At 62.6% G+C, this 16295-nt stretch carries 18 protein-coding genes; 2 read left to right on the forward strand and 16 right to left on the reverse strand.

Translation table 11 applies throughout. From position 1 onward, the window contains the following. Positions 1-20 precede the first annotated feature (20 nt). The 9 genes from ccmI to ccmA all read right to left on the reverse strand — a co-directional run bounded on the left by ccmI (position 21) and on the right by ccmA (position 7304). Positions 21-1226 carry a c-type cytochrome biogenesis protein CcmI gene (ccmI, locus tag AAEO81_RS21435; protein ID WP_341958938.1) on the reverse strand — a complete coding sequence of 402 codons (1206 nt, stop codon included), beginning with the start codon at positions 1224-1226 and terminating at the stop codon, positions 21-23. Then, complete coding sequence (locus tag AAEO81_RS21440; protein WP_341958939.1) at positions 1223-1669, reverse strand: cytochrome c-type biogenesis protein; 447 nt, start codon at positions 1667-1669, stop codon at positions 1223-1225. The genes ccmI and AAEO81_RS21440 overlap by 4 nt, the downstream gene beginning before the upstream one ends. Before the next feature lie 212 nt (positions 1670-1881). Then, entirely contained in the window at positions 1882-2418 is a 537-nt protein-coding gene (locus AAEO81_RS21445; protein WP_341958940.1) for a DsbE family thiol:disulfide interchange protein, read from the reverse strand. Then, entirely contained in the window at positions 2415-4388 is a 1974-nt protein-coding gene (locus AAEO81_RS21450) for a heme lyase CcmF/NrfE family subunit (protein ID WP_341958941.1), read from the reverse strand. The genes AAEO81_RS21445 and AAEO81_RS21450 overlap by 4 nt, the downstream gene beginning before the upstream one ends. Positions 4389-4391: 3 nt before the next feature. Then, on the reverse strand, positions 4392-4871 hold the full coding sequence (gene ccmE, locus AAEO81_RS21455; protein ID WP_341958942.1) for a cytochrome c maturation protein CcmE: 480 nt from the start codon (positions 4869-4871) through the stop codon (positions 4392-4394). Continuing rightward, a complete protein-coding gene (gene ccmD / locus AAEO81_RS21460; RefSeq protein ID WP_341958943.1) occupies positions 4868-5044 on the reverse strand; it encodes a heme exporter protein CcmD in 177 nt (58 codons plus the stop codon). The genes ccmE and ccmD overlap by 4 nt, the downstream gene beginning before the upstream one ends. Next, on the reverse strand, positions 5041-5844 hold the full coding sequence (locus AAEO81_RS21465; protein ID WP_166597911.1) for a heme ABC transporter permease: 804 nt from the start codon (positions 5842-5844) through the stop codon (positions 5041-5043). Before AAEO81_RS21465 ends, ccmD begins: the two co-directional genes overlap by 4 nt. Before the next feature lie 156 nt (positions 5845-6000). Then, on the reverse strand, positions 6001-6672 hold the full coding sequence (gene ccmB, locus AAEO81_RS21470) for a heme exporter protein CcmB (protein WP_341958944.1): 672 nt from the start codon (positions 6670-6672) through the stop codon (positions 6001-6003). After that, complete coding sequence (gene ccmA / locus AAEO81_RS21475) at positions 6669-7304, reverse strand: cytochrome c biogenesis heme-transporting ATPase CcmA (protein ID WP_341958945.1); 636 nt, start codon at positions 7302-7304, stop codon at positions 6669-6671. Before ccmA ends, ccmB begins: the two co-directional genes overlap by 4 nt. 148 nt (positions 7305-7452) lie before the next feature. Between ccmA and AAEO81_RS21480 the strand changes: the two genes are divergently transcribed. Continuing rightward, positions 7453-9087, forward strand: a complete 1635-nt coding sequence (locus tag AAEO81_RS21480) for a flagellar hook-length control protein FliK (RefSeq protein WP_341958946.1) — start codon at positions 7453-7455, stop codon at positions 9085-9087. Beyond that, complete coding sequence (locus AAEO81_RS21485) at positions 9087-9407, forward strand: EscU/YscU/HrcU family type III secretion system export apparatus switch protein (protein WP_341958947.1); 321 nt, start codon at positions 9087-9089, stop codon at positions 9405-9407. Before AAEO81_RS21480 ends, AAEO81_RS21485 begins: the two co-directional genes overlap by 1 nt. A 1052-nt stretch (positions 9408-10459) precedes the next feature. Here the strand turns inward: AAEO81_RS21485 and AAEO81_RS21490 are convergent. The 7 genes from AAEO81_RS21490 to AAEO81_RS21520 all read right to left on the reverse strand — a co-directional run bounded on the left by AAEO81_RS21490 (position 10460) and on the right by AAEO81_RS21520 (position 16101). After that, positions 10460-10855 (reverse strand): DUF2802 domain-containing protein, encoded by a 396-nt coding sequence (locus AAEO81_RS21490; protein ID WP_341958948.1) that lies wholly within the window; start codon positions 10853-10855, stop codon positions 10460-10462. Further along, complete coding sequence (locus AAEO81_RS21495; protein ID WP_062385949.1) at positions 10856-11335, reverse strand: chemotaxis protein CheW; 480 nt, start codon at positions 11333-11335, stop codon at positions 10856-10858. 83 nt (positions 11336-11418) lie between these two features. After that, a complete protein-coding gene (locus tag AAEO81_RS21500) occupies positions 11419-12372 on the reverse strand; it encodes a CheW domain-containing protein (RefSeq protein ID WP_341958949.1) in 954 nt (317 codons plus the stop codon). Positions 12373-12486: 114 nt separating this feature from the next. Continuing rightward, on the reverse strand, positions 12487-13275 hold the full coding sequence (locus AAEO81_RS21505) for a ParA family protein (RefSeq protein WP_341958950.1): 789 nt from the start codon (positions 13273-13275) through the stop codon (positions 12487-12489). Positions 13276-13320: 45 nt separating this feature from the next. After that, entirely contained in the window at positions 13321-14205 is an 885-nt protein-coding gene (gene motD, locus AAEO81_RS21510) for a flagellar motor protein MotD (protein ID WP_341958951.1), read from the reverse strand. Positions 14206-14212: 7 nt separating this feature from the next. Next, a complete protein-coding gene (locus AAEO81_RS21515) occupies positions 14213-14953 on the reverse strand; it encodes a flagellar motor protein (protein WP_341958952.1) in 741 nt (246 codons plus the stop codon). After that, entirely contained in the window at positions 14953-16101 is a 1149-nt protein-coding gene (locus AAEO81_RS21520; protein WP_341958953.1) for a chemotaxis response regulator protein-glutamate methylesterase, read from the reverse strand. Before AAEO81_RS21520 ends, AAEO81_RS21515 begins: the two co-directional genes overlap by 1 nt. Positions 16102-16295 lie beyond the last annotated feature (194 nt).

Consider the following 16295-nt stretch of genomic DNA (forward strand, 5'->3'; position numbering starts at 1 on the left):
GATCAGGATCAGCAAAAACGCTACTGATCGGGGCTGTCGATGGTCAGGGCCTGTCGCGCCGTGACGTTGCTGGGCAACGGTTGGCTGCGACCGATCCACTCTCCGGAAGTGGGCTGGCCTGCGCGGGATACCCGAGCAACCAGTTGGACTTCCGGAAAGTTCGACAGTTTCAGTTGCGGCATCATCGCGTCAGCGTCGGTCAATTCCACGACCACCGGCAGATCGGCCACGGTCACGCGCTTCACCGCCAACGGCGCGGGCGGGCCTGACACCGCGCGGGCAAACACGAACACCGTGTCACCGGGCTGGACCTTGGCCTTGAGGTCGTCGGACAGGGTCACGCGGACCTTCAAATGCGCACCCGGCGCGGCGATCAGCGTGGCGTCCTGCACTTGGCCGCCACTCTGTACGACCTTTTCGGCGGCGCGGGCGATACCCCCTTCCAGCGCCGGACGCGACGGGTCGTTCGGCGGCAATACCGCGAGCAACCGTTTCCAGTAATCCACGGCGTCCTGGAAGTGCTGGCTTTCGAAGGCGTTGATGCCCTTGAGGCCGAGGCTGGTGACTTCCTTGGGATCGGTCTTCAAGGCTTCATCCGCCAACCCCTGAATCTGCGGGGTCCAGGCTTTGTTGCCGGCGAAATACAACGCCTGTGCCCACTGCCCCAGCAATTCCGGCTGACGCCCCGCCAACGCCACGGCGCGCTCGAACATGTTCGCCGCATCGGCGGGCCGGTCCTGGGACATGTAGGTGCGGGCGAGGAAGTACAGGCTTTCTGCCGAGTCGGGCTGAGCCTTCACTGCACGCTCCAGCCGGTCGGTCATCTGCGCCAGCGAGGTCGGCGGTTGGGCGAATTCGCGGGTCAGTTCGACCTTGTCGCTGGCGCCGAAGTGCAGATAGAGCCCCAGCGCCAACAACGGCACCAGCACCGCCGCGAGCAAGGGCAGCGGCGTACCTAAGCGCGAAACACGCTCCGCAGAGGCGCCTTCAGTGTCGGCCAGCAACTCGCGCGCCGCCTCGGCACGGCCAGTGTCCATTTGCGCGGCGGACAACACGCCCTCGGCTTGTTGCGCGTGCAGTTCAGCCACGCGTTCCTGATACAGCGCGACGTTGAGGGCGGTGCGGTCTTCTTCCCGCTGTGCGCGACGGCCGCGCAGCAACGGGATCAACAGGAAACCCAAGGCCACCAGCAACAGCAGGCCAGCGGCGAGCCAGAAATCGATCATTCGTGGTTTTTATCCAGCAGGTGGGCGAGGCGCTGACGCTCCTCGTCGGAAAACACGTCGGCGTCTTCGGCACGCTGGCCGCGACGACGCACAACGATCACGCCAATCAGCACCGCACCGCCCAGCAGCAGACCGGCAGGACCAAACCAGAGCAGCCAGGTGTGGGCGTTGAGTTCGGGCTTGTAACGCACGAATTCGCCGTAGCGATCGACCATGAAATCAATGATCTGTTGATTGCTCTGGCCTTCGCCGAGCATGCGGTAAATCTCTTTGCGCAAGTCGGCGGCGATGGGCGCGTTGGAGTCGGCGATGTCCTGGTTCTGGCATTTCGGGCACCGCAACTCGCGGGTCAGCTCGGTGTAACGGGCCCGCTCGGCGTCGTCCTTGAAGGTGTAAGCGTCGATGGCGGCGTGGGCGGTGCCCGCAAAACCCAGTGCCAACATCGCAGCGGCGAGCAGCCGTCGCCCCCTGGCACTGCATGGCCGATCACAGTTCAAACCTGTGGGAGCGAATTTATTCGCGAGGCGGCCGTACATCCGACCGAGAGGTGTTGCCCGAACCACCGATTCGCGAATGAATTCGCTCCCACAGAAGAGTCCTCGGCAAGCCTGGGCCATCGCGGAGTGCCCACAGGTCGAGAGGCGGTGGAGAAAGCTCATTGTTTACCCTCATCCACCAGCCCCTGATACAGCCCGGCCAGTTTCTCGCGCCAGACGGTCTCGTCGATCACGCCGACGTGCTTGTAGCGAATGATGCCCTTGCGGTCGATCAGGAAGGTTTCCGGCGCGCCGTAGACGCCCAGGTTCAGCCCCAGACTGCCCGCCTCGTCATTGATGTTCAGCTGGTACGGGTCGTGAAACTCGCTGAGCCATTTCAAGGCATCGGCGTTGACGTCCTTGTAGTTGACGCCGTAAATCACCACGCCCTGCTGCGCCAGTTTGGTCAGAACCGGGTGTTCGACCCGGCAGGCGATGCACCAGGTGCCCCAGACGTTGACCAGCGCCGGTTTGCCCAAGAGGTTGGCGCGGGTCAGCGGTTTGCCGTCCTGCACGGCGGGCAACGCGAATTCCGGGAACGGTTTATCGATCAACGCGGACGGCAGCTCGGACGGGTCCAGGTACAGCCCGCGATACAGAACCACCGCCATGCCGAGAAACAGCACCAGCGGAATCAACAACACCCAACGCTTCATACCGCAGCTCCCGACAGACCCAACGCGTCCCGCACTTTCGCCCGGACCTTGACCCGATAACGCTTGTCCAGCGCCGCCAGCAAACCGCCCAGTGCGGTGATCAGCCCACCGAACCAGATCCAGCGCACGAAAGGTTTGACGTGCACCCGCACGGCCCACGCACCGTTGTCCAGCGGCTCACCCAGCGCCACGTACAGGTCGCGGCTGAAACCGCCGTCGATACCAGCCTCAGTCATCATCGAACGTTGCACGGTGTACAGGCGTTTTTCCGGGTACAACGCGGTGACTTCCTTGCCGTCTTGCAGCACTCGAATCGTGCCTTCGTCCGAGGTGAAGTTCGGGCCTTGAACGTGTCTGGCGCCTTCGAAGATAAAGGTGTAGCCGCCCAGCTCGACCGAATCGCCGGGGGCCATGCGCAGGTCCCGCTCGGCGCTGTTCTGGCTGGACAGCACCACGCCCAGCGCCACCACGGCGATGCCGATATGCGCGAGTTGCATGCCCCAATAACTTCGGGTCAGCGAGCCAGCACCCTTGATCAGGCCTTTGTGGCGAGTCTTGTCGAGCAGGTCGCGCACGCCTGCCAGCAGTACCCACGCGGCCAGCATTACAGTGGCGAGCACCGCCCAGTGGAAATCGGCCATCGCGAAACCGGCGATGACCGCCAGCACTGCACTGCCCACCAACACCGGTGCCAGCATGCTCATCAGCCATTTCACCGGGGTGTCTTTCCAGCGCACCAGCACGCCCACGGCCATGACCACCATCAACAACCCCATCAACGGCACGAACAGCGCATTGAAGTACGGCGGGCCGACTGACATTTTCGCCCCGCTCATGGCGTCAAGCACCAGCGGGTACAGCGTGCCGAGCAGAATCATCGACGCGGCCACCACCAGCACCAGGTTGTTACCCAGCAGCAGGGTTTCCCGCGACCACAGGCCAAAGCCGACGTGGCTTTTCACCACCGGCGCGCGGATCGCGAACAGGGTCAGCGAACCGCCCACCACCAGCAGCAGGAAGATCAGAATGAACACGCCACGGGCCGGGTCGGACGCAAACGCGTGAACCGAAGTCAGCACACCGGAGCGCACGAGGAAGGTGCCCAGCAGGCTCAGGGAGAACGCGGCGATGGCCAGCAACACGGTCCAGCTTTTGAACACGCCGCGCTTTTCAGTGACCGCCAGCGAGTGAATCAGCGCAGTGCCCACCAGCCACGGCATGAACGAGGCGTTTTCCACCGGGTCCCAGAACCACCAGCCGCCCCAGCCCAACTCGTAGTAGGCCCACCAGGAGCCGAGGGTGATGCCGATGCCGAGGAAGGCCCAGGCGACGATGGTCCACGGGCGCGACCAGCGTGCCCAGGCCGCGTCGAGACGACCGCCGAGCAACGCGGCGATGGCGAAGGCGAAGGCCACCGAGAACCCGACGTAGCCCATGTATAGCATCGGCGGGTGAATGATCAGGCCGGGGTCTTGCAGCAGCGGGTTGAGGTCGCGACCGTCCTGGGGAATCTGCGGCAGGATGCGGCTGAACGGGTTGGAGGTGAGGATCAGAAACAGCAAAAAGCCGATGCTGATCATGCCCATCACCGCCAGTACCCGCGCCAGCATCACCTGCGGCAACTGCCGGGAAAACACCGACACCGCAAAGGTCCAGCCCCCGAGAATCAAGGCCCACAGCAGCAACGAGCCTTCGTGGGCGCCCCACACCGCGCTGAATTTGTAGTACCACGGCAAGGCGCTGTTGGAGTTTTCGGCGACGTAGCCCACCGAAAAATCGTCGACCATGAACGAATAGCTCAGGCAACCGAAAGCGAACAACAGAAACGCAAATTGCCCCCACGCCGCCGGTTGCGCCAGGCCCATCCACACGCGGTCGCCCCGCCAAGCGCCGAACAGCGGCACGATGGCCTGCACGACGGCGAAGCACAGGGCCAGGATCATGGCCAGATGGCCGAGTTCGGGAATCATGGTTTACCCCTGTTTGGCGGGTGTGTAGGACGCGCCCGCCGGTGCGTTCGGTGCAGATTGACCGCTGTCTTTCAACGCCTTGGTGACTTCCGGCGGCATGTATTTCTCGTCGTGTTTGGCCAGCACTTCATCGGCCACCACCACACCGTCGGCATTCAGTTTGCCCAGCGCGACGATGCCCTGCCCTTCGCGGAACAGGTCCGGAAGAATGCCACGGTAGGTAATGGTCACCGACTTGTTGAAATCGGTGACCACAAAGGTCACGTCCAGCGAATCGGCGGAACGTTGCAACGACCCTTTCTCCACCATGCCGCCTGCGCGAATGCGCGTGCCGTGAGGCGCCTCGCCACTGGCGATCTGGGTCGGGGTGTAGAACAGGTTGATGTTCTCTTGCAGGGCGCTGAGCGCCAGGCTAACCGCGATGCCAACCCCAGCGAGAATCGCCACGATGATCAACAGTCGCTTTTTTCGCAGCGGATTCACGTGTTGCTCTCCCGGCGTAAACGGCGCGCCTCTTGTTGCAGGTAACGCCGACGCGCCAACAGCGGTGACGCGACGTTGATCGCCAACACGGCCAGACAAATGCCATAGGCGGTCCAGACATACAGACCGTGTGTGCCCATGGCCAGAAAATCGCTGAAGGAATCGAAGCTCATTGACCGCCCCCCTTGCGCAGATTCTGGCCGAGGGCTTTCACCACTTCTTCCTTCACCCATGCGGCACGGGACTCACGCTTGAGCACCTCCAGACGCATGCGCACCAGCAACACGGCGCCGAAGAAGCAATAGAAACCCAGCGCGGTGAACAGCAGCGGCAGCCACATCTCGGCGGGCATCGCCGGTTTTTCGGTGAGACTGAAGGTCGCGCCCTGGTGCAGCGTGCTCCACCACTCCACCGAATATTTGATGATCGGGATGTTCACCACGCCGACGATGGCCAGCACCGCGCAGGCCTTCGCCGCGCTTTCGCGGTTGGTGATGGCGTTGCCCAGCGCGATCAGGCCGAAATACAGGAACAGCAGGATCAGCATCGAGGTCAGCCGCGCATCCCAGACCCACCACGCGCCCCAGGTCGGCTTGCCCCAGATGGCCCCGGTCAACAGCGCCACGGCGGTCATCCAGGCGCCAATGGGCGCGGCGCATTGCAGCGCGACGTCGGCCATTTTCATCTTCCACACCAGCCCCACCACGCCGCAGACCGCCAACATCACGTAGCAGGACTGCGCCAGCATCGCCGACGGCACATGGATATAGAGAATGCGGAAGCTGTTGCCCTGCTGATAGTCGGGCGGCGCGAAGGCCAGGCCCCAGACCACGCCAATGCCGATCAGCAACGCGGCGGCGATGCTCAGCCACGGCAGCAGACGGCCGCTGATGCCATAGAACCACTTCGGCGAACCGAGCTTGTGGAACCACGCCCAACTGATGCCGCTTTTAGCCTTGGCGCTTGTGTTCATCACGCTGCCTTTTCATCACGCTGCTTCTCATCAAAATGCGTTTCATCACGGTGGCTTGCCTGTTCAGGCGCTCCTTTTAACTGAAGCGTCCTGCCTCGGATATTAACTATTTCAAGTGCGGGCGACTAAAAAGCTGTCCGGTCGATCAGGTTCTGATTATTCGCCAACACTGATTTTCAAGCCAGCGGCAATTGCAAAAGGTGTCAGGGTTATCGCGAGCGCCGTCAGGCTGCCAAGCCAAAGCAGATAGCCGGTCGCAGCCATGCCCTGAAGTGCTGCCTGCAAGGCGCCGCTGCCCAGAATCAGCACCGGGATGTACAGCGGCAGGATCAGCAGCGCCAGCAGCAGGCCGCCGCGTTTGAGACCGACGGTCAGTGCCGCACCCACCGCACCCAGCAGGCTCAGCACCGGCGTGCCCAGTAACAATGACAATAGCAACACCGGCAGGCACTCACCCGGCAGGCCGAGCATCAACGCCAGCACTGGGGCCAGTAACACGAGTGCCAGCCCGGAAAACGCCCAGTGTGCCATCACCTTTGCCAACACCAGAAGCGGCAAAGGGTGCGGCGAAAGGACCCACTGCTCAAGCGAGCCGTCCTCGAAATCGCTGCGGAACAGCCCGTCCAGCGACAGCAGCACCGAGAGCAGCGCCGCGACCCAGACCAAGCCAGGGGAAATCGTCCTCAAGAGCTGCGATTCCGGCCCCACCGCCAGCGGGAATAGCGCAATGACAATGGCGAAAAACACCAGCGGGTTGAGCAGTTCGGCGGGACGGCGAAACAACAGGCGGGCTTCGCGGGCGATCAGCAGGGTGAACACGTGGCTCATGGCGCCCACTCTCCCAGATTCAGGTCGCGATAACCGGTCGGCGTGTGGTTCAAGGTGTGGTGGGTGGTCAGCACCACGACGCCGCCCTGTTCACAATGATCAGCGAGATGGGCCTCCAGTTGCGCCACGCCCTGCTTATCCAGCGCGGTGAAAGGCTCGTCGAGCATCCACAGGCCAGGGCCTGGCAGGTACAAACGGGCCAGTGCCACCCGGCGCTTTTGTCCGGCAGACAGCGTGTGGCACGGCACATCTTCGAAACCCCGCAGTCCAACCGCTTCAAGGGCGTGCCAAAGGGCGTCGGTGTCGGCGCTCTGATGCAGGGCGCACAGCCAGGCGAGGTTTTCAACGGGAGTCAGCAGATCCTTGATGCCCGCAGCGTGACCGATCCACAACAGGTGCTGCGCGAGTTCGTGGCGTTGCCGGGCGAAGGGTTGACCGCCGAGCAACACCTCGCCTGCCGTGGGCTGCATGAGGCCGCTGAGCAGGCGCAACAGGCTGGTCTTGCCGCTGCCGTTGGGGCCGCTGATCTGCACCATGTCGCCCGCCGTCAGCCGCAGGTCGAAATGCTCGAACAGCAGCCGCCAATCGCGCTCGCAGGCCAGGGCCACGGCTTCAAGAACAGGGATCGACATGAGGTCCTTCTTTTCGGATGACAGGGGCGCGCGGCGGTTCAAGTCGGGGTCGGCGCGGCCGTTATACTGGTGGCAGCCTGACGGGCCACCGAAGACATCGGGGCAGGATTATGCCAGTTCATGCGCACATTTACCGAGTTGGAATTCAATGACAGGCGATATACCCAATCTATCCCCCGTCGCCGCCGCGACCGCTCTACTGCGCGCTGGCGTGCCACCGGGCGAAGTGCTCAAGCTCATGGAGCCGCGAGAAGGCCTGCTCAATTCCGGTCAGGTGGCCAATGCCGAGGTGGTCAGCCTCAAACAGCTGGGCCAGGATTTCCAGTTGCTGCTCAAACTGACCATGGACAACGGCCGCCAGACCACCCTCCCCGTCAGCAGCAGCCTGCCACTGACGCCGGGCACCACCGTGAACGTCGCGCAAGGCTCGGCGGACACGCTGACCATCAGCGTGCAAGACCTGCAGAAAGCCATCACCAACAGCCTGACCAGCCTCGACACGCGCCAACTGCCCCCCGGCACCCTGCTACAAGGCAAGGTACTGACCACGCAGGTGATGGCCGATAACGTGGCGCAACTGACGGGGCAGTCCACGGGCAGCGCGGCGACCCAACCCGCCACGTACCGCTCCATCGTGATGCTGCTCAACACCGCACTGGCGGGCAGCAGCCTGACCCTCGACAGCCCGCAACCCTTGCGTGTGGGCAGCCTGCTCAGCGCTCAGGTGCAAAACAGTCAGGCGCTGAATTTCATCGCCATGCCCAACCGGCTCGACGAACTGGCGCTGGCACAGCAACTGTCGACCCAACAAAGCCGTCAAGGCTCGCTGCAAAGCCTGCTCACCGCGTTGCAGAATCTGCCGCCCCCGACGTCAGACGCCAGCACGGCCGACGACCTGTCGCCACAGCTACGCGCCAGCATCAGTCAGTTGCTCGACGATCTGCCCGACCTGCCGCAGATGACCACCGCCAAAGGGGTCGCTCAGGCGCTGAGCGCCAGCGGGCTGTTCATGGAATCGCGCTTGCTGGCCGGGCAGGACCCGACGCTGGTCCCGGACATGAAGGCCAACCTGCTGAGGGTCATCGCGCAAATCCTGCCGGGGCTGCCGGGCAATGTCAGCTACAACGACGCAGCCGCCGCCAACACCCTCGCCCGCCTCATGCCCAACGTGATCCGCAATGCCTTGGGTACGCTGGGGCTGGTCGCTGCGCCGAAGGTGCCGACCAACTTCCCATTACCGTCGCGCACGTTGGCCAACGCGGAGAACAACGACGACCTGGAAACCCTGCTCAAGCTCGCTGCCGGTGCGATCTCCCGCCTGCAAAGCCATCAACTGGGCGGCCTCGAACAGACACGGATGAACGCCGACGGCACGCAAGTGACCACCTGGCAGCTGGAAATCCCCATGCGCAACGCCCACGACATCGTGCCGTTGCAGGTCAAGGTTCAACGTGAGGACACGCCTGATCGGGAGGATACTCCCGAGACCGCCACGCAAGAGGTCAAGGCCAAAGAGAAACTGTGGCGGGTGGACCTGGCCTTCGATCTGGAACCGCTCGGGCCATTGCAGGTTCAGGCGCAACTGGTCGCGGGCAGCCTGTCCAGCCAGATGTGGGCCGAGCGCGAAGGCGCGGCGGAACTGATCTCCGGCGAACTCGACAGCCTGCGCGCAAGGCTAGTGGCCTGTGGCCTGAACGTGAAAGAACTGGCGTGCAACCGGGGCGTTCCCGCCCAAGGCAGCCGTACCGTGCTCGAACAACGCTGGATCGACGAGAACGCCTGATGACCACGCCCGACCAAGCCCCCCGTCAGGCCATCGCCCTGAGCTACGACGGCCACCAGGCCCCGACCCTCACCGCCAAAGGCGACGACGCCCTCGCCGAAGCCATCCTCGCCATCGCCCGGGAATACAAAGTCCCGATCTACGAAAACGCCGAACTGGTGAAAATGCTCGCCCGAATGGAACTGGGCGACAGCATTCCTCAGGAGCTTTACCTGACGATTGCCGAAATCATCGCGTTTGCCTGGCGGCTGAAAGGGAAATTTCCCGACGGGTTCGATCCCGATCCGCAGCCGGTGGAGCGGGATATTACGCCGCGTTGATCGAGGCTGTGTGTACGCCCGGGATCTACTGTAGGAGCGAATTTATTCGCGAAAAACGGAACTGGCGATGGTGATGTGTTGGCTGTACCGGCCTCTCGCGAATGAATTCGCTCCTACAGGGGGATTGAGGCATGACAAGGAGTGTGTGCACGCCCGGGATCTACTGTAGGAGCGAATTTATTCGCGAAAAACGGATCTGGCGATGGAGCTGTGTTGGCTGTACCGGCCTCTCGCGAATGAATTCGCTCCTACAGGGGGATTGGGGCATGACAAGGCGTGTGTGCACGCCCGGGATCTACTGTAGGAGCGAATTTATTCGCGAAAAACGGATCTGGCGATAGAGATGTGTTGGCTGTACCGGCCTCTCGCGAATGAATTCGCTCCCACAGGGGGATTGGGGCATGACAAGGAGTGTGTGCACGCCCGGGATCTACTGTGGGAGCGAATTTATTCGCGAAAGAAGTACAGGCGATGGAGATATGTCGGCTGTACCGGCCTCTCGCGAATGAATTCGCTCCTACAGGGGGACTGGGGCATGACAAGGAGTGTGTGCACGCCCGGGATCTACTGTGGGAGCGAATTTATTCGCGAAAAATGGATCTGGCGATGGAGATGTGTTGGCTGTACCGGCCATTCGCGAATGAATTCGCTCCCACAGGGGGATTGGGGATTGACGGGAATTGCGTGCCCGCCTGACCCGCGAAGAGCGTTAGCTCCAGCCAGAAAAGCTTTTGATCTTTTTACGCGATGGATCAGGCACCGCAGAACGCGACTTGGGTGCAGGCCGAACGCAGGCGACGCGGAGTGGGCCGAGCGGCATGGATGCCGCGAGAGCGCCGCAAGGACATGGATGTCCGTTCGGCGCGAGCCCACGGAGCGTCGCCGGAGCGAGGGAACCCTGACGAAGTCAGGGCCAAACCAGGAGCAGGCGTTTTTGGTTACTTTTGTCGCCCTTACAAAAGTGACCCGCTGTAAGAGCGGAACCGTAATCAGCTGCTACCGAAGAAACGGATATTTACCCGACTAGCAGCAACACCCTAAACCGGCAAAAATCACCCATTCCCATGCAACTTACTCATCAACTGCGCCTCAGCCTGAGTCAACCCACAGGACTGAGTCAGCTCATCCACACTCGCCCCCATGCTCACCAGACGCGCCGCCTGAGCGAACGACAGCGTCGAAGGATCGCGCTGCTCCAGCGCCGTCACCTTATCCGGCAACGGCGAGACCATAGAGCGCAAATCCTGCAAATCCTCGCCCATCTTCACCGTACCACTCTGGTAATTCTCCAGACGCCGGGCCAATTCACGGATGCGCTGGTCCCGCAGCGAGTCAGCCTCGACCTGCTGCGTGGCCAGCGTGCGCAGGCGTTTGGTGTGGGCCATGAACATCGCAACGGACGCGACCCACAACACCGCCAGAAAAATGACCGCAACCTCAAGAATCAATCAGATGTTCTCCAGCTCGGACCACTCTTCCTCGGACATCATCTTGTCCAACTCTACGAGGATCAGCAGCTCGCCGTTCTTGTTGCAAACACCCTGGATGAACTTGGCAGATTCGTCGTTGCCCACGTTCGGCGCCGTTTCGACTTCCGACTGACGCAGGTACACCACTTCCGCCACGCTATCGACCAGAATCCCGACCACTTGCTTGTCGGCCTCGATGATCACGATACGCGTGTTATCGCTGACTTCAACCGGCGGCAGACCAAAGCGCTGACGGGTGTCGATCACGGTGACGACATTACCGCGCAGGTTGATGATGCCCAGCACGTAGCTCGGCGCACCCGGCACTGGCGCAATCTCGGTGTAGCGCAGCACTTCCTGAACCTGCATCACGTTGATGCCATACGTTTCGTTGTCCAGGCGGAAGGTGACCCATTGCAGGATCGGATCTTCGGAACCCTGTGCTGACGACTTCTTCATACCCCTAACCCCTTGCGTGTTGTGCTCTTCAGGCGACGCACTCGCGCCGCCCTGTGTTTATTGGAAGATGCTTTTCAATACAGCTATTTGCGTGCCTGCATCTGCTTGACCGCGCCACTGGCGATCAACTCGGCGAGCTCGGACACGTCCAGCAGCGCGCACATGTGCTCGATGACTGTCCCGGCCAGCCACGGACGTTGACCCCGATGGGTGCGCCATTTGATTTCGTCAGGCTCCAGGCGCAGCGAACGGCTGACCTGATGCACCGCCAATCCCCATTCGTACCCTTGAACCGAAATCACGTACTGCAAACCCTGGCGGAAATCGTCGCGGTAGCGGTCCGGCATGATCCAGCGCGCCGTATCCAGCACTTTCAGGTTGCCCGCCTGGCTGGGCAGGATGCCGAGAAACCAGTCCGGCTGCCCGAACAACGGCGTCAGGTCGTGCCCGGCCAACGGATAGATCGACCCCAGGCACACCAGCGGCACCGCCAGCGTCAGGCCCGCGACGTCGAACAGCAGGCATTCGAACGGCTCGGCAGCCCAGTCCGGACGATCATCGGCGGTCGGCGGAGGCGTCGGCGTGCGCTGCGATGGCAGGTGCACTTCGGCGACCGGCTCAACCACCGCCACCGTCGGTTCGACAGTGGGCTCGGAAATAACAGGCACGACCACCGGCACGACCAAGGGCGGTGCGATGACCGGCGGCAATATCACCGGACGCTCCATCACCCGGGCGGCGATCGGCTCGGCAACCGGGCGCGGCACCGGTTGGGCGTGCGGCGCAGGCTGGGCATGCGACGCAGGCTGGCTGATCGGCGCCGCAGGACGCACAGGCACCGCCGCCGCGACCGCGACCGCTTCAGCGACCGCCGAACGCATGCGCGCGTCGTGGGCCTGCTCTTCGAGCACGGCCGCTTGAAATTCATCGATGCCGTCGCCGACGTCCAGCTCTTCGGTGGCGTCCTGCAACAACGCGTCGAGGTAGTTTTGCAGCGCCAGCTGTGGCCGGGATGCGATGTCCAGAGGGCGGTTCATACAGGAGCCCGAAAATGAGTGATGCGATTACCGCCTGTCTTTTTTATCGGCTGCACTGCAGGCCGACTTGAGCGCGCAGGCGCAAGGCGTGTGAATAAACGATCAGCGGACACTTCAGGCCACCTGCCCGACAAGCTGTTCGGTGAGCATGTGTTTGAGCAACGTGCGGTACGCCAGCACGCCCCGGCTCTTGTTGTCGAACTGCGACGGCGTCACCCCGGCCCGGCTGGCATCGCGCAACCGGGTATCGACCGGAATGTAGGCTTTCCAGACGTGTTCCGGATAACTGTCGCGCAGCAGTTTGAGGGTGCCCATCGACGCCTGGGTGCGACGGTCGAACAGGGTCGGGACGATCGTGTACGGCAGCGGCACTTTGCGCGAGCGGTTGATCATCGCCAGCGTGTTGACCATGCGCTCCAGGCCCTTGACCGCCAGAAACTCGGTCTGCACCGGGATCGCCAGTTGCTGACTCGCGGCCAGCGCATTGACCATCAACACGCCCAGCAACGGCGGGCTGTCGATGATCGCGTAATCGAAATCCTGCCACAGCTGCGCGAGGCTCTTGGCGATCACCAGGCCCAGGCCGCTCTGCCCCGGCGATTGGCGCTCAAGGGTGGCGAGCGCAGTGCTCGACGGCAGCAGGGAAATGCGATTGTCGCTGGTGGGCAGCAGCAGTTGACCGGGAAGGCCTTCCGGCACCGCGCCCTTGTGCAAAAACAGGTCGAAGCAGCTGTGTTCCAGCGCATCGGGGTCGTGACCGAAATAGCTGGTCATCGAGCCATGAGGGTCCAGGTCGACGACGACCACGCGCTTGCCCGCCTCAGCCAGCAAACCGGCTAAAGCGATGGAGGTGGTGGTCTTCCCGACCCCGCCTTTCTGATTGGCTACTGCCCAGACTCTCATATGTTCGCGTTCCCCCCAGCCATCACAACCATGACCGAGACCGATTCAAGGGGCAGGTGACGAAGATTTGACGCCTTGCGGCGGCTTGGCGGGTGTCGGTGCAGTTTGTGTGCCAGCACGACGCAGCGCCGCATCGGGTTTCGCATTGGCGGCGGTGCCGGAGCCGGTCAGGCTGCGACGCACGTCCAGATTGCGCGAGATCACCAGCACCACACGGCGGTTGCGGGCACGTCCATCGGCGGTGGCGTTGGAGGTCAGCGGCTGGAATTCGCCGTAACCCACCGAGGCCATACGCACCGGGTTGATCCCGTCCATGGCCAGCATGCGCACGATGCTCGACGCCCGCGCCGACGACAGCTCCCAATTGCTCGGGTACTGCGACGAGTTGATGGGCTGATTGTCGGTGAAGCCCTCGACGTGGATCGGGTTGTCGAACGGCTTGATGATTTTGGCCACTTTGTCGATCAGGTCGAAGGCCTGATTGCTGGGCAAGGCGTCACCGCTGCCGAACAGCAGGCTGGAATTGAGTTCGATCTCGATCCACAGCTCGTTGCCGCGCACGGTCATCTGATTGGAGGCGATCAAATCACCGAACGCCGCGTTAACGTCGTCGGCAATCGACTTCAGCGGGTCCTGGGCGCCCTGCCCCAGCGCCGCGTCGGTCTGCTCGCTGTCTTGAACCAGCGGGTCGGCCGGGCGCACGGTCTGGGGTTTCTGCTCGCCAATGGGGATCGGCTTGACGCTGCGCTCGGCTTCGTTGAACACCCCGACCAGCGCTTCGGACAGCACTTTGTACTTGCCCTCGTTCAGCGACGAGATCGAGTACATGACCACGAAAAACGCGAACAGCAAGGTGATGAAGTCCGCGTAGGACACCAGCCAGCGTTCGTGGTTTTCGTGCTCTTCGTGGTGGCGACGTCGACGGGCCATCAGTCCATCACTCCATGAAGCCTTGCAGCTTCAATTCAATCGAGCGCGGGTTCTCGCCTTCGGCAATCGACAGCAGGCCTTCGAGCAGCATTTCGCGGTAACGAGACTGACGAATCGCCACGGCCTTGAGCTTGTTCGCCACCGGCAAAAGAATCAGGTTGGCCGACGCCACGCCATAAATGGTCGCGACGAAGGCCACGGCAATGCCGCTGCCCAACTGGTTCGGATCGGCCAGGTTGCCCATCACATGGATCAGGCCCATGACCGCACCAATGATGCCCACGGTCGGCGCGTAGCCGCCCATGCTTTCAAAGACTTTGGCGGCCTGAATGTCGCGGCTTTCCTGGGTCAGAAAGTCCACTTCCAGAATGCTGCGGATGGCTTCGGGTTCGACCCCGTCCACCAGCAATTGCAGGCCCTTGCGTGAATAGGCATCCGGCTCGGTGTCGGCCACGGTTTCCAGCCCCAGCAGGCCTTCCTTGCGTGCGGTCAGGCTCCAGGACACGACGCGGTCGATGCCCCCGGCAAGGTCGATGCGCGGCGGAAACAGAATCCAGATGAAGATCTGAATCGCCCGTTTGAAGGCGCTCATCGGCGTCTGCAACAGGCACGCCGCCAATGTGCCGCCGAGGACGATCAGCGCCGCCGGGCCATTGAGCAAGGCGCCGAGATGACCGCCTTCGAGGAAGTTACCGCCAATGATCGCGACGAACGCCAGAATGATCCCTATGAGCGTCAAGACATCCATCAGAGACAGGCCTCGACCAGGTGACGCCCGATGTCATCCAGGCTGTAGACCGCGTCGGCGAGATCGGCTTTGACGATGGCCATCGGCATGCCGTAGATCACGCAGCTGGCTTCGTCCTGGGCCCAGATGTGGCTGCCGCCCTGCTTGAGCAGACGCGCACCTTCACGGCCATCGGCGCCCATGCCGGTCAGCACCACCGCCAGCACTTTGTCGCCGTAGGATTTGGCCGCCGAGCCGAAGGTGATGTCGACGCACGGCTTGTAATTCAGACGCTCGTCGCCCGGCAGGATTTTCACCGCGCCACGGCCATCGACCATCATCTGCTTGCCGCCAGGGGCCAGCAGCGCCAGACCCGGACGCAGGATGTCGCCGTCCTCGGCTTCCTTGACGCTGATGCGGCACAGCTTGTCCAGCCGCTCGGCGAAGGCTTTGGTGAAGGCCGCAGGCATGTGCTGGATCAGCACGATGGGGGCCGGAAAATTCGCGGGCAATTGCGTCAGCACACGTTGCAGTGCCACAGGTCCGCCGGTGGACGTGCCGATGGCGACCAGTTTGTAGGCCTTGCGCTTGGGCGCGGGCGACGTCGGCGCATGGGCCGCCGGAGCACGGGTCGGTGCGGGGGCTGGCGCAGGTCGGGTCGTCGCACCGGGCGTCGGGGCCGGACTGCGCAGCGAACCGGTGGACGGCGCTGGCGCAGTCGGGGCAGGCGACGGCGCAACGGGCGCACTGCTGTAACCGCTAAAACGACGGTTGCTGCGGGAAATGGTATGCACCTTTTCGCACAGCATTTGTTTGACCTTCTCGGGATTGCGCGAGATGTCTTCAAAATTCTTGGGCAGGTAATCGACCGCACCGGCATCCAGCGCATCCAGGGTCACCCGGGCGCCTTCGTGGGTCAGCGAGGAGAACATCAACACCGGAGTCGGGCAACGCTGCATGATGTGACGAACTGCGGTAATGCCATCCATCATCGGCATTTCGTAGTCCATGGTGATCACATCGGGCTTCAGGGCCAGGGCCTGCTCGATCGCTTCCTTGCCGTTGGTGGCGGTGCCGACCACTTGAATCGTTGTGTCAGAGGAAAGAATTTCCGAGACGCGCCGGCGGAAAAAGCCGGAATCGTCTACCACCAGAACCTTGACTGCCATAAACACTCCGTAGGGCCTGTCCCCTCAGGGGCCATCCCGTTTCATCAACCTCTGATCCACCCGTATTACAGGGATGGATAAGGAACCAGTGGGAGCGAACGTATTCGCGAAGCGGCGGGACAGACGCTACAGAGGTGTCGCCTGACCGATTTTCGCGAATGAATTCGCCCACACGAGGTTCACTGCATACCGGG

The sequence above is a fragment of the Pseudomonas sp. RC10 genome, assembly GCF_038397775.1.
Lineage (GTDB): Bacteria > Pseudomonadota > Gammaproteobacteria > Pseudomonadales > Pseudomonadaceae > Aquipseudomonas > Aquipseudomonas bambusae.

Bases quoted from the DNA above. Each gene is read 5' to 3' on its own strand.
- ccmI (WP_341958938.1), bottom strand. From the start codon at position 1,226: ATGATCGATTTCTGGCTCGCCGCTGGCCTGCTGTTGCTGGTGGCCTTG.
- AAEO81_RS21440 (WP_341958939.1), bottom strand. From the start codon at position 1,669: ATGTTGGCACTGGGTTTTGCGGGCACCGCCCACGCCGCCATCGACGCT.
- AAEO81_RS21445 (WP_341958940.1), bottom strand. From the start codon at position 2,418: ATGAAGCGTTGGGTGTTGTTGATTCCGCTGGTGCTGTTTCTCGGCATG.
- AAEO81_RS21450 (WP_341958941.1), bottom strand. From the start codon at position 4,388: ATGATTCCCGAACTCGGCCATCTGGCCATGATCCTGGCCCTGTGCTTC.
- ccmD (WP_341958943.1), bottom strand. From the start codon at position 5,044: ATGAGCTTCGATTCCTTCAGCGATTTTCTGGCCATGGGCACACACGGT.
- AAEO81_RS21465 (WP_166597911.1), bottom strand. From the start codon at position 5,844: ATGAACACAAGCGCCAAGGCTAAAAGCGGCATCAGTTGGGCGTGGTTC.
- ccmB (WP_341958944.1), bottom strand. From the start codon at position 6,672: ATGAGCCACGTGTTCACCCTGCTGATCGCCCGCGAAGCCCGCCTGTTG.
- ccmA (WP_341958945.1), bottom strand. From the start codon at position 7,304: ATGTCGATCCCTGTTCTTGAAGCCGTGGCCCTGGCCTGCGAGCGCGAT.
- AAEO81_RS21480 (WP_341958946.1), top strand. From the start codon at position 7,453: ATGACAGGCGATATACCCAATCTATCCCCCGTCGCCGCCGCGACCGCT.
- AAEO81_RS21485 (WP_341958947.1), top strand. From the start codon at position 9,087: ATGACCACGCCCGACCAAGCCCCCCGTCAGGCCATCGCCCTGAGCTAC.
- AAEO81_RS21495 (WP_062385949.1), bottom strand. From the start codon at position 11,335: ATGAAGAAGTCGTCAGCACAGGGTTCCGAAGATCCGATCCTGCAATGG.
- AAEO81_RS21500 (WP_341958949.1), bottom strand. From the start codon at position 12,372: ATGAACCGCCCTCTGGACATCGCATCCCGGCCACAGCTGGCGCTGCAA.
- AAEO81_RS21505 (WP_341958950.1), bottom strand. From the start codon at position 13,275: ATGAGAGTCTGGGCAGTAGCCAATCAGAAAGGCGGGGTCGGGAAGACC.
- motD (WP_341958951.1), bottom strand. From the start codon at position 14,205: ATGGCCCGTCGACGTCGCCACCACGAAGAGCACGAAAACCACGAACGC.
- AAEO81_RS21515 (WP_341958952.1), bottom strand. From the start codon at position 14,953: ATGGATGTCTTGACGCTCATAGGGATCATTCTGGCGTTCGTCGCGATC.
- AAEO81_RS21520 (WP_341958953.1), bottom strand. From the start codon at position 16,101: ATGGCAGTCAAGGTTCTGGTGGTAGACGATTCCGGCTTTTTCCGCCGG.